This window comes from Sagittula salina (assembly GCF_017813235.1).
Taxonomy (GTDB): domain Bacteria; phylum Pseudomonadota; class Alphaproteobacteria; order Rhodobacterales; family Rhodobacteraceae; genus Sagittula; species Sagittula salina.
This window is the reverse complement of record NZ_JAGISH010000009.1, coordinates 77,777-90,383: the sequence shown is the minus strand read 5'-3', so window position 1 is coordinate 90,383 and position 12,607 is coordinate 77,777. Positions and strand designations below refer to the sequence as shown.

Sequence of the window (12,607 nt, the reverse complement as noted above, 5' to 3'; positions counted from 1 at the left end):
GTTTCTGAGAAATTCTGGCCCTACCTGCCCGCATAGTAGGCGGCGAGATCGGCGATATCCTCGTCGGAAAGCGGCTTGGCCGCCGCCGCCATCAGATGTGCGCGCGGCGTGTCGGGCACCGGACCATCCCGGTAAAGCGTCAGCCAGTTCACCAGCCAGTAGCCATCCTGCCCGGCGATCCGGGGCGTGTCCGCGCGGCGCGGCGACAGGCCATCCGTTCCGGCGCCTTCGTGGCAGGACGCGCAGTTTGCGATGTCCTCGGGTTCGGAACCCGTCTCTGCCAGCATTCGTCCGCGTTCGGGGTCACCTGCAACCGGCCGGCCCTGCCAGGCGCCGTCCATCCCAGCGAAGCGTTGCCCCAGCGCGCTCCTCTGCTCCTCTGTCAGACCCGCCGCCAGAGGTTCCATGAATCCACTCTCCCGATGCCCCCCGGCGTAGGCCGACAGGACCAGTTCCAGCCAGGCCTCCGACTGCCCGGCGAGCTTTGGCGCGGTGCCCTCGCGGCCGAGGCCATCCTTGCCGTGGCACCGGATGCAGGCGTTCTCGAGCGCGACCGCCTCCGAGGGTTCGCCAAACCGCACCGCGGCCGCGCGCCATGCCTGCCGGTCGCCCCAGGCGGCATCCGCGTAACTTGCCGCATCAAACTCGTCGTAATGTGTGAGGAATGCCGCCATGGCCCAGGGTTCGTCCTCGCGCCCCTTGCCTGGCCAGGCTGGCATCCCGGTGTATTTGAAACCGTGGCGCGCGATCCACCAGAAGTCCTTTGCCGTCCAGTTCTCAGAGGTCAGGGCGGGCGGCTCGGGGCGCATCCCCAGCACCACCGGGTTGCGCGGGATGCCCGGTGCACCGTGGCAGGTCTGGCATCCGGTTGCGAAATGCCCTGCGCCCAGACGGATCAGGCCGGGATCGTCGAGGTCGACATGGTCCGGCACCGCAACGCTGCGTGCCCGCGCCCGGACCGAATTGCGCATGTACTGGTGCAGCACCTCGCCCACGCCCGGCAGGTGCGGCACAGAAGCCGCGATATTGTAAGGCGCCAGCCAGAAGATCGCATTGCCCAATGCAACCACGCCAACAGCCGCCCACGCGATCCATCGCTTCTTGAGCGTCATCCACAAATCCTCATGCCCAATCCTCCTGTCCGTCCCGCACCGCGCGCCCAAGCCGCGCCAGCGCCGCCGCGAGATAGAGCGCCCCGCCCCCCCCGGCCATCAGCACGCCCGCGACCTGTTGTTCCTGCAAGGCCGTCAGCCCAAGGTGCCCGGCGCAGATGTCGCCCCAAAGACTGCGCGGTGCCAGGCCGATCAGCGCCCCCAGGAGCGTCATGTGCATCACCGTACCCATCAGCACCACCGCGCCGCCGAATGCCCCCGCGCCGCGCACCATCGCCCACAGCAGCAGCCCCACGGCGAGAAAGCTCGCCTGCTCGAACAAGAACCCCGCCGATGTCATCCGCGCCCAGAGATGCAGTGACGGAAGATGCCAGCCCCAGACCACGACCATCTCCGCCATGGCGGCCAACGCCAGCCCCATCGGCCCCACCCGGACCGGCATCGCAGGCGCCAGCAGCGCTGGTCCCACCGCCGTCACGCCCAGATGCAGCACCATGTGCAGCACCATCGATCCCGCGGCCAGCCCCGGCAACGTCAGCCAGAGCGCGGCCAGCAGCGCCAGCCCGGACAGGCGCTGCATCAGCATCGGTCGAATACCAGCCCCGGTATCACGGTAAACACGATCGCTACAGCGGAGAGCGCGCAAAGCAGCAGCGCCACATGCCCGATAAAGCGTTCACGGCCCTGCTCGCTCGAGTCGGTGATCTCCTCGAGCACGACAAAAACGCCACCGTAACGCCGCACCGCGATCATCCCCAGCCAGACGATAGCCGCGATAGACAGCCCCCCCAGTCCCACGATGATCCAACGCGGATCGGTGAGCCCGCCGAGCCAGCCTGAGCCGGATTTGGCGCAATAGACGGCCGCGACCCAGTAGCTCAGCAGGAAATGCACCGCCCAGATCGTCGGCGCGGCGACGAGGATCCAGATCGACCCGGAATCGATCACCCTTGGTGCGTCGTACCGTGTCACCTTTGGCATCTCACACCCCCATCAGCATCGGAAACAGCGCCAGAAGCACAAAAGTCACGGCCACTGTCACCGCCACGAAATGCCCGAACAGCGTCAGGTTGATGACATCGGCGCGGTAGGCGGGCTGGCAGATCCCGGCCCCGATCCGCGCAGCCACGTAAAGGTGCATCACCCAGTTCAGCGACAGGTGCAGTCCGGTCCACAGGATCAGTATCCACACCATGGCATCAAAGGAGGTTACCGTCGGATCCAGCCCGGCCGCCAGCGCCGCCCAGCACCATGCACCGAGACCAAGTGCCCCCACGGGCACCGCGCCCAGCAGCAACGCCATGGACACGCCGCGCCTGCCCTGCGCCAGAACCCCGCGCGCCGCGACGGTCATGCCCCATGCCGCCAGCATCAGGAGCGTGCCAATCAGCAGCGGCAGCACCCCGGGCAGTTTGGCCGCGCCCGGCAGGAAGGACGGTAGCGCCGTCCAGTAGAAGAAATAGCTGAACACCAGCCCGGTGAAGGCCGTCATGTCCCCGGTCATCGTGATGAAGACCGCCCACCAGCCCACTGCCCGGTTGCCCTGGGCGTAGGTCGGCAGGGTCAGGCCGCGCCCGACATATTTTTCCGGCGCTTCCGGCACCTGCGCCGTGCCGGTCCACAGCCACCACAGCGTGAAGGCGACAAAGGCGGCGCCGAAGGCCAGCGTGATCGCCCAGAGGTGGAAGGTCGCCAGGATGAACACCGCGCCGAGGCTGACGCCTGCGCCGATGGTCAGGAAGGTCGGGCCGCCAACTCGCTGCACGAAAAGGGGACGCGCGTCGAGGATGTCGGTCACGATCATCTCCCGCTTGCCCTCCTCGGCGTCGGGCAGCAGCCATTCGCCCCGGTCCATCTGGTCCAGCAGGTCTGGCTGCTCCCACAGCGGGTAGCGCGTGTGGACGTAGGGAATCGACCGGACGCCCCACGGATTGCCCGGCACCTCTCCCGACCACTCCATGGTGCCCGCACCCCATATGTTGCGCGCGACCCTCGGGTGGTTGCGACGCGGCCAGAGTACGTTCACTGCAAAAACCGCAAAACCGGTGGCAAAGATGAACGCCCCCACCGTGGAGACCATGTTCAGTACCGCCCAGCCATCCGAGAGATCATAGGTCCAGACCCTGCGCGGCATCCCCATGACGCCGGTCCAGTGCATCGGAAGGAACGCAAGATTGAACCCTCCGAACAGCAGCCAGAAGGCCCATTTGCCCACCCGGTCGCTCATCCGCTTTTCGGTGACGAAGGGATACCAGTAGGTCACCCCGGCAAAGAGCGGGAAGAGCATCCCGCCGATCAGCGTGTAGTGCAGGTGCGCCACGACGAAGTAGCTGTCATGCGCCTGCCAGTCGAAGGGCACCAGAGCCACCATCACGCCCGTTAGTCCGCCGAAGACAAAGATCGCCATGGCGCCACCGGCATAGAGCATTGGCACGGAGGGGCGCACCTTCGACACCAGCATGGTGGCGATGAAGCAGAATATCTGGATGCCGGTGGGCACCGCCACCGCCTCCGAGGCCGCCGAGAAGAACGACAGCGAGATTTCCGGCAGACCGGTGGTGAACATGTGGTGCACCCAGAGCCCGAAGCTCAGGAAGGCCACGCCCACGGCCGAAAGCACGATCCAGGAATGCCCCACCATGGGCCGGCCGGCAAAGGTCGGCAACATGGTCGCGATCAGCGCGATGGACGGCAGGAAGATGATATAGACCTCGGGGTGGCCGAATATCCAGAACAGGTGCTGCCAGAGGATCGGATCGCCGCCCCGGTCCGGGTCGAAGAAGGCCCAGCCAAAGGCGCGCTCCATCTCCAGCAGCAGGTCGCCCGCTATCAGCGGCGGGAAGGCGAACAGGATCATCCCCGCAACCACCAGAACGTACCAGCAGTAAAGCGGCATGAGGTTCAGCCGCATCCCCGGCGGGCGGCTCTTGAGCACACCGACGATCAGCTCGACGGCGGCGGCGATGGACGAGACCTCGATGAACGACAGGCCCAGCAGCCAGATGTCCGTGCCAAGGCCCGAGTAGGCCGGGTCCGAGGACAGCGGCGTGTACATGAACCAGCCGCCATCGGGCGCCACGCCGAAGAAGATCGAGCCGCAGACGAAGACCCCGCCGATCAGGAAGCACCAGTAACCGAAGGCTGAAAGCCGCGGGAACGGCAGGTCGCGCGCGCCGAGGATCTCCGGCAGGATCAGGATGGCCACCGCCTCGAAGATCGGCACGGCAAAGAGGAACATCATCGCCGTGCCGTGCAGGGTGAAGAGCTGGTTGAACAGCGACTGGCTGACGAGATCGTTCTCCGGCACCGCCAGCTGCGCCCGGATCAGAAGTGCCAGAAGCCCGGCGAAGGTGAAGAAGGCGAACGACGTCAGCAGGTACCATTTGCCGACATGGGAGTTGTTGACCGCCGAGATCCGCCGCCAGCCTTTGGGTGCCGCCCATGCCTGCAGCAAACGCGCGCGCTGCGCCTCGTCCCGTGCCTTGTCGTAGGGCTCGGGCGGGGGCAGCTGCGACAGGTCGATCTCGTGCGTCATTCGAGCCTCATCAGAAAGTCAACCAACGTATCCAGCCGGGGGCCGGAGAGGTGCGGATAGGGCGGCATGTCGATGTCGGGCTTCATGGCGTGGGTGTCGGTGATCCAGCGCGCCATGTGTTCAGGCGTCATCTCGTAAAGCCCGGCGCCCAGTTTCTCCCGACCGGCCAGATGCGTCAGGTCCGGCCCCACCGGCCCCGCCGCCTGCGTGCCCCGGATCGTGTGGCAGGCACCGCAGCCCTCGTCGAGGAAGACCTGAAACCCGGGATCGTCCGCCGCTACCTGCGCCGTCTCCGCCTCTCGTGCGAGCCATGTCTCGAACGCGTCGGGCGCCATCACCACCGCGTCAAATCGCATCAGCGCATGGGCGCCGCCGCAGAATTCCGCACAGAGCCCGCCCCAGTTGCCGAGTTTCTTCGGTGTGAGGGCGAGCGTCGTTTCCCGTCCCGGAACCATGTCCATCTTGCCACCCAACGCCGGCACCCAGAAGGCATGGATCACGTCATCCGCCGTCAGCCGGAACAGTGCTGTGCGGCCCTGCGGCAGGCGGATCTCGTTGGCGGTGACCACATCGCCCGTCGGCGTCTCGTAGGTCACCCGCCACCACCACCGCTCGCCGTCGACGCGCACCGTGAGGTCGCCCTCGTCGGCGGTGATCCCCTTGAGCAGGAACAGCCCCCAGACCAACAATGCCCCGATAAGCAACACGGGGAAGACCACGCCACCCCAGATCACGAACAGCCGTGCCTCACGCTCAAGCCCAGGATGCGCCCTGCGCCGATGCGCGTAGACAGCCGCGCCAACGACCAGCGACCAGATCACGGCGGCGCCGACCATCAGAATCAGGAAAAGATCCCCGATCGCGGCGGCTTCCTCTCCCGCCCCCGCCATCCAGTTGTGCCGCCCGTCACAGCCGCCCAGCGCCGTCAGAAACAGTACCCCGAAAAGAATGGATGTTCCGCGCCGCACGCCGCCCTACCCCCTCAGCCTGTCCCGGCCAACGTCTCTCCCTTCACAAGGTTCCGGATTTTCTCACTCATCCGTGAGGACGATGTGGATGACTGGGCCGGAGGAGCGCGTTGCCTCTCCCGGAGGCATTTCTGAAGCAAGAAACAGGGACCCGCACCCCGCGTCCTTGCTTCTCGGAGACTTCAGTGAATAGGCCAATCCAGGCGACAGCGCGGCGGGGAGTGCTGGCGTCGAGGACGAAACCGGGGCGAAACCCGAGCCTCGGTGCCAAAGCGGCATTCCGACCGGGATGGCAGAGGCGACTGCCCTCGCCTATGTATCCTGTGACACAGCGGAGAGGCCCATGCCCGACACACCCCCGGAAAGCCCCAAGCCGCGCGGCCCGCGCGGACCCGTCCTCATCGACCTCGACGAGGCCGCCCGCGCCCCTTCCCCGGCGGAGGCACCCCCGGTCCCCGACTTCTCGCCCCTTGCGGAGGGGGCGGCCATGGGTACCGTCGCTGTCGTGGCCACCTACCACCCGTCCGTATTGGCACGCTGGTTCTGGCGGCTGCTGGGCGCACTCCTTGTTACGTTGGTCTCTCTGGCCGCCTGGGACTACGCAGTCGACCTGATCGCCACCTACCCGCCGGTAGGCTACGCCGTCACCGCGCTGATCCTCGCCTTCCTGCTCGTCTGCGTGCTGATCGTGGTCAAGGAACTCTCTGCCTTCGGTCGCCTGGCCCGGATAGATGCGCTGCACCGCGCCGCCGACACCGCGCTGGCGGAGGACAGCCTCGAAAAGGCGCGCAGCCTCACCGATGATCTGGTGTCCCTTTACAAGGGCCGCGAGGACACCCGCTGGGGCCGCGACCGCTTTGCCGCGCGCCGGGACGAGATCTTCGACGCCGTCGGCCTTGTGCACCACGCCGAAAACGAGATCCTCGCCCCCCTCGACGCCGCGGCCCGCCGCGAGGTTGAGGCCGCCGCACGGCAGGTTGCCGCCGTCACCGCCATGGTGCCGCTGGCGCTGGCCGACGTCGCCGCCGCGCTGACTTCGAACCTGCGCATGATCCGCCGCATCGCGGAGATCTACGGCGGCCGATCCGGCACGCTGGGCAGTTGGCGGCTGACACGCGCGGTCTTTTCCCACCTTGTGGCCACCGGCGCGGTCGCGGTGGGCGACGACATGCTCGAACCGATCTTTGGCGCGGGGATCCTCGCCAAACTCTCCCGCCGCTTCGGCGAGGGTATGGTCAATGGCGCCCTCACCGCCCGCGTCGGTGTCGCCGCGATGGAGGTCTGTCGCCCGCTGCCCTTCACCGCCCGCCGCCGTCCCGCAGTGCGCGAGATAATCCGTACCTCACTCACCGGCCTCTTTCAGCAGGACAAGCGCTGAACCCCGGGCGCTGAACCCCGGTGGGACGCACCAACAGACGCTCGCACCCGGCGGAACGCACCAATCCCCTTCCTCCCCCGCCCTGCTTCCTCTTGGCCCAAATACTCATTTTCGCGCCCGAAAGGCGCGCCGGTCGTCGCGCGCAGCGCGACGAAACCCCTCCGGGACGTCGGGAAATCCCCCTTTGCCCGGCCCCGGCGCCATGGTTAACTCTCCCAGACCCGATAGCGGAGATCCATCGGTGGAAGCCCTCCTCGTCCTGCTCGGCCTCGCCCTGCTCGCGCTGCCTGTTGCGGTCATCGTCCTGATCATCCGCCTCGTCGATCTACGCCGCACCGTTCGCGCGCTCTCTGCCCGCACCGACGCCCTGGCCGCTCAGCTGAAGGCTCTGACCGCCATCCCTGCCGCTGCCGTGCCCGAATTGACGGATACCGCATCTCAGAGTGTTCCTCCCCCAGTCGGGCCGGACCCCCATCCGCCTGTAGCCCCTGTCACATCGGACGCCGCACCAGCGCGCTCACCGGAGCCACGGCCGCAACGCGCAGCCTCGCCGCTGGCCGCCCATGCACGCCGACTCGCACTGTGGCTGCGCGAGAACTGGTTCTACGCCATCGCCGCCGTCTCGCTCGCCCTCGCCGGGATATTCCTCGTGCAATACGGGGTAGAAACAGGGCTGCTCTCCCCTCCCCTGCGCGTCGCTGCGGCGCTGACACTGGGCTCCGCGCTCATCGCCGCCGGAGAACGCATCCGCCGCCGACCGGGGGAGGCCGATGGCGATACCGAGGCCACGACCACCGCCTACCTGCCTTCCACACTGTCCTCCGCCGGACTGGTCACGCTGATGGGCGCGATCCTCGCCGCAAGGCTGCTGTACGACCTCATCGCCCCTGGCCCGACGCTCGGCGCGCTCTTTGCCACCGCGCTCGGTGGGCTGGTGCTCGGCTGGCGCAACGGGCCGCTGCTGGCGGCAATCGGCGTCCTCGGCGGGCAGGCCGCGCCGTTCCTTGTCGGCGGTGGGTCCGAGACGCCCGAAGCACTCCTGCCCTACTTCGCGCTGCTCACCGCGCTCGGACTGGGCATCGACACGCTGCGCCGCTGGGCCTGGGTTTCGGTACTCTCGCTCGGCTCGGGGCTGATCGCAGGGACCATGCTCTGGCTCTCCGAGGGGGGTGGGCGTGAGAGTATGGACATGGCCTTTGCCGTCTTCGCCACGGCGCTCGCGATCCTGGCCACACTGATCCCCGCGCGTGGCCTGACCCCGGACCATGCCAGTCCCTGCCCGCTGCAATGGATCGCGCAACAGAAGGCGCGACCGCGTTTTCCGGTCTGGCTTGCTCTCGGAACCACAGCAGCCGCCTGCCTCATCCTGCTTGGCAGCGCCGACGGGGGCGAAACGCCATGGTGGGCCGCGCTGACACTCGCGACGACGCTTGCCCTGCTCTTCACACACTGGTCCTCCCGCGCGCCGGGTCTGCAGGACGCGGCCCTCATCCCCGCCGCCACCGTGCTGCTACTCCTCGTATCGCCCGACCTTACCCGCCCCCTGTTGCAGGCCCTGCACGACCGCCTCGCAACCGAGGCTTCGCAGACCGAGGCGCGCATGCCCCTCGCCGTCAGTCTCGCCTTCCTCGCGCCGCTGCTGCTGACCCTCGCCACCGCATGGCGCAGCCTTCGCGGGCCGTCCCGCGCGGGGCGGCATTGGGCGGCAGCAGCCGCGCTCATGGCGCCGCTCGGCGGGCTCGCGCTTGAGCTGACCTGGAAGCCCGCACAGATCATCGGTCCGTGGCCCTGGGCGTTGCACGCCCTGACAACGGCGGCCCTGATGACGCTTCTGGCCGAACGCTTTGCTCGCGCCGACGGAACCGACAGCACCGACCGGCTGCGCCCCGCGATGGCGACCATATCTGCGCTGGCCTGCCTCGCCTTTGCGCTGGGTATCATCCTGACCGAAGCCGCCCTCACCCTCTCGCTCGCCGCCACCGTGCTGGCGGCAGCGGCGCTGGATCGCCGTTTCGACCTTGCCCCCATGACCGGCTACATCGTGGCGGGCATCCTCGCACTGGGCTACCGGCTGACCGTCGATCCCGGCGTCGGCTGGGGGTTCGGCGCACCCTTCCCGCACGCCTTGGCGGCCTACGCCGGGACCCTGACGGCCCTCGTCATAGCCCGCGCGCTTCTGGCACCCCGCAACCGCCCCCGTGCGCGCGTCTTCCTCGAAAGCGCAGCCTGGTCCACGGCGGCGCTCACCGCATCCGTCATCCTCTATCACCTCATCGACCGCCTTACGGCCCACCCCGCCGGGTCCGAGCATTGGGTGAGCGGGTTGCACGCCTCCGTCTGGCTCGCCGTGGCGCTGGCACAACTCGACCGGCTGAAGCTCCGGACCCGCCTGCGCTGGTTGCGCATCGGGCTGGCGGCCATTTTCGGGCTGACAGGTTCGGCGCTGCTGGCCGTGGCATTGACCTTTGGCAACCCTCTGGTGGAGCACCAGCACGTCGCGGGTCCGGTCCTGCTCAACACGCTGGCCCCGGCCTACCTGTTTCCGGCGCTGATCCTCGGGGCGGGGGCGCTCAGACTCGACCACGTGCACCGCATCCTGCGCGCAATCCTCGGCGCCGGCGCGGTGACGCTCGGCGCGCTTTGGGCGGCGCTGGTGATCCGCCATGCCTTTCAGGGGGCCGACGGGCTGGCGATCAGCCAGGGCATCACCCAGCCCGAACTCTACACCTACACGCTGGCGCTGTTGGCCAGCGGCGCCGCGCTCTTCCTGCGGGCGCTCCAGCACCACCGCACCGGGTTGCGCCGTGCCGCACTCGCCGTCATAGGGCTCGCCGTGGCCAAGGTCTTCCTGATCGACGCCGCCGGGCTCGATGGGCTGGCGCGGGTGTTTTCCTTTCTGCTGCTGGGACTTTCCCTGGCGGGACTGGCTTGGCTCAATCGCTGGGCGCAGATGCGCGCGACCTGATCCAGCGCAAGGCGCACACCGCCCTTAGCAGCAAAGGTGGATCGATGTTCCGACCTCCACCGACCATGACCGCAAGGAGGTCCCGATGCTCGACCCAGACCACGGCCATTCCGAGGCCGAGATCCAGGCCCGCCTCGCAGCCCCGCCGGGGCGCGGCAACCTGCGCGATATCGTCTATGGCGGCATCGACGGCGCAGTGACCACCTTCGCTATCGTCGCGGGCGTCGAGGGCGCGGGCCTCTCGCCCTACGTCATCATCGCGCTTGGCTTTGCCAATGTGCTGGCGGACGGTTTTTCCATGGCGGCAGGCAACTATTCCGCCACCAAGGCCGAGGCCGACAACCTCGCCCGCCTGCGCCGCATCGAGGAAGACCACATCGACCGTCACCCCAGGGGCGAACGCGCCGAACTGCGCGCCATCCTCGCGTCCAAGGGGCTATCGGGTGCTACACTCGACGAAGCCACCGACCAGATTGGCCAGAACCGCAAGGCCTGGGTGGACCTGATGCTTGACGGGGAATACGGACTGGGCTCCGCCGATCCCGAACCGCGCCGTGCCGCCCTTGTCACCTTTGCCGCCTTCCTCACTGCGGGGCTGGTGCCGATGTTGCCCTTCCTGATCGGCGTGCCGCAGGCGTTCGAGGTGGCAACCGGGCTGACGCTGGCCACCTTCTTCGGGATCGGCACACTGAAAAGCCGCTGGTCACTGACGCCATGGTGGCGCTCCGGGCTGGAGACCCTGTCGATCGGTGGCCTCGCCGCCGCGCTGGCCTACGGGGTTGGATCGCTCTTTGGCTGAAACGGGATCGAGGCCAGGGCAATTCCCTTGTCCCGCGCGGTTTCGAGTGTGGAAATCCCCACTACACGCGCAGGCACTGGCCGCGCATACTTCCTGACATTCGTTGATCGCTGTCGTTTGTCCCAGTTGTTGTTCGCCCCGGTCAATCCCCTGCCATTGATCCTGTTCATCCGAGGTTATTCCGCCATGTCCGCCTTGCTTGCCACGCTGCCCACCGACCCGTACCGGCTCGTCATCGGCGCCATGGGATTGCTGGGACTGACCCTGTGGCTTACGGCCTATGCGGCCTGCGCATTGCGACCCGGTGCGCGAACCTGCTCCGCGACCCTCGCAATGAATGCGCTGGCGGGGGTGTTGATACTGCCCGCCAGCCATGCGCTGTCCCCTGCAGCGATGGCCCTGCCCGGTGCATGGGCGGCGCTCAGCCTGACCGGGTTGGCGCTGCGCCTTCGCCGCCGCCCGCTGCCACCCGCACCGATCCCCTATGCCGCGCTTGGTGACGATCACCAGAGCCATATCGCCGTTTATGGCTGCTCTACAGGCCCGTCCGTGTCGCTCATGCCCCGTTCCCGGTCGGCGACCCGCGTCGCGGCCTGATGCCACCGGACGCCCGCCCGGCGGGCGTCCGGTTCGGCAGGAGCGCACCCGGACGGCGATCACTCGTCATTTCCGGATCGGTGAAAGTCAGAGCCGACAGGACCTTCGCCGCGGGATAGTCCTCTGCCACACGGCCCAACCGGACTCTGTGTGACACTCCTTACCGACACGGAAAAGCCGGAGGCCAATGGCCCCCGGCCCTGTCCCGCGCCGCACCGGGGGATATGCCTCCGACCGCTGGGCCGGTGGCGTCAGTACGGCTACGGAACCATCACGCCCGCGCGCAGGGTTTTCCCCGCGACGGGCGAATTCCGGGTTATCTGACGCGCCTTTACTCGGTAATTTGCGCGACCTGCTGGGTCTCGACGGGCGCGGGCAGCGTGCCCACGGCCTCCACCGGCGGGCCAAGGTAGACCGTCACCGCCCCGGCGAGGATGACCACCATGGCCACCATCAGTCCCAACCATGAACCGGTCCCGAGACCATCTGACGTATCATGCTGTCCACGCGGGGTGACATCGCGGTCCGCCACCAGCGGCAGGGACGAAAGGGAATGTTGTGCCTCGTAAGCCATTCGGAAAACTCCTCACAAAGGTCGGGCCCAAGGCTGACAACCGCGCCCGACAACCACAGCTTTTGTGACTTCTCCGCATCACCTCAATGGGAATCCGCGCCATGGGCACGAACCGGCCTAACCTTGCCGAAAACGCCCCAGCCTTTCGGCTGCATTTCGCGCGAATCGCCCCGAAAAAATCACATGGCGCGTGAAACACGCGGCGGGATGACGCGGAGGCGGGGGAGGGGTCTGGCCTCTGCCCTCCCATCGGGGCCCTAGCGCAGGATCGGGACGCCGCCGGGGCCGGACATCCGCTCGACCACGCCCGCGCGAAGACTGGCGCCGATGCGGTGTGCCAGCGCCGACCAGGCCCTTGCCGGTTCCGGGTCCAGTTCCCGCCGGAGGACGCTGTCGAAGAGTTCCAGCCATGTCTCGAACATGCCCGGCCGCACGGTGCGCGCGTCCCGGTGCACGGCGACCGGATTGCCATCATAGCCCTTCTCGAAGAGGATCGCGTTGGCCCAGAAATCAGCAACCCGCGCCTCATGCGCGGGCCAGTCCGTGACATGCGCGGCAAAGACCGGCGCGAGGCCGGGATGCGCGCGCACCGCCTCGTAGAAGGTGGCCACGACGCGCTCGATCTCCGCGCGGGTGACAGCGAACTTCGGCGGCAGGCTCATGGCGCTCTCCTTTTTCG

At 67.8% G+C, this 12,607-nt stretch carries 11 protein-coding genes; 4 read left to right on the top strand and 7 right to left on the bottom strand.

What is annotated here, in order from left to right; all coding sequences use genetic code 11:
* Positions 1 to 20: 20 nt before the first annotated feature.
* The 5 genes from J5474_RS16075 to J5474_RS16055 are packed head-to-tail and all read right to left on the bottom strand — an operon-like array spanning position 21 to position 5,615.
* Positions 21 to 1,112 carry a c-type cytochrome gene (locus J5474_RS16075; protein ID WP_209361946.1) on the bottom strand — a complete coding sequence of 364 codons (1,092 nt, stop codon included), beginning with the start codon at positions 1,110 to 1,112 and terminating at the stop codon, positions 21 to 23.
* Positions 1,113 to 1,122: 10 nt separating this feature from the next.
* Positions 1,123 to 1,698, bottom strand: coding sequence for a cytochrome c oxidase assembly protein (locus J5474_RS16070; protein ID WP_209361945.1), 576 nt, complete (start codon positions 1,696 to 1,698; stop codon positions 1,123 to 1,125).
* Positions 1,692 to 2,093: a hypothetical protein gene (locus J5474_RS16065; RefSeq protein WP_209361944.1), complete on the bottom strand. Its 402-nt coding sequence runs from the start codon at positions 2,091 to 2,093 to the stop codon at positions 1,692 to 1,694. Before J5474_RS16065 ends, J5474_RS16070 begins: the two co-directional genes overlap by 7 nt.
* Position 2,094: 1 nt before the next feature.
* Positions 2,095 to 4,647: a cytochrome c oxidase subunit I gene (gene ctaD, locus J5474_RS16060; protein ID WP_209361943.1), complete on the bottom strand. Its 2,553-nt coding sequence runs from the start codon at positions 4,645 to 4,647 to the stop codon at positions 2,095 to 2,097.
* Positions 4,644 to 5,615, bottom strand: a complete 972-nt coding sequence (locus tag J5474_RS16055) for a cytochrome c oxidase subunit II (protein WP_342454054.1) — start codon at positions 5,613 to 5,615, stop codon at positions 4,644 to 4,646. The genes ctaD and J5474_RS16055 overlap by 4 nt, the downstream gene beginning before the upstream one ends.
* A gap of 343 nt (positions 5,616 to 5,958) precedes the next feature.
* Here J5474_RS16055 and J5474_RS16050 point away from each other — a divergent pair, with 343 nt between their 5' ends.
* From J5474_RS16050 to J5474_RS16035, 4 genes are all read left to right on the top strand, one after another.
* Positions 5,959 to 6,993, top strand: a complete 1,035-nt coding sequence (locus tag J5474_RS16050) for a YcjF family protein (protein WP_209361942.1) — start codon at positions 5,959 to 5,961, stop codon at positions 6,991 to 6,993.
* Between the two features lie 241 nt (positions 6,994 to 7,234).
* On the top strand, positions 7,235 to 9,958 hold the full coding sequence (locus J5474_RS16045; protein WP_209361941.1) for a DUF2339 domain-containing protein: 2,724 nt from the start codon (positions 7,235 to 7,237) through the stop codon (positions 9,956 to 9,958).
* An 85-nt stretch (positions 9,959 to 10,043) separates the two neighbouring features.
* Entirely contained in the window at positions 10,044 to 10,757 is a 714-nt protein-coding gene (locus tag J5474_RS16040; RefSeq protein ID WP_209361940.1) for a VIT1/CCC1 transporter family protein, read from the top strand.
* A gap of 186 nt (positions 10,758 to 10,943) precedes the next feature.
* A complete protein-coding gene (locus J5474_RS16035; RefSeq protein ID WP_209361939.1) occupies positions 10,944 to 11,354 on the top strand; it encodes a CBU_0592 family membrane protein in 411 nt (136 codons plus the stop codon).
* A 331-nt stretch (positions 11,355 to 11,685) separates the two neighbouring features.
* Here J5474_RS16035 and J5474_RS16030 read toward each other — a convergent pair whose 3' ends face one another.
* Both J5474_RS16030 and J5474_RS16025 read right to left on the bottom strand, forming a co-directional pair.
* Positions 11,686 to 11,928: a hypothetical protein gene (locus tag J5474_RS16030; protein WP_209361938.1), complete on the bottom strand. Its 243-nt coding sequence runs from the start codon at positions 11,926 to 11,928 to the stop codon at positions 11,686 to 11,688.
* Positions 11,929 to 12,185: 257 nt separating this feature from the next.
* The gene (locus J5474_RS16025; RefSeq protein WP_209361937.1) at positions 12,186 to 12,590 is read right to left on the bottom strand and encodes a group III truncated hemoglobin; all 405 of its coding nucleotides are present in this window, start codon (positions 12,588 to 12,590) and stop codon (positions 12,186 to 12,188) included.
* Between the last annotated feature and the right edge of the window lie 17 nt (positions 12,591 to 12,607).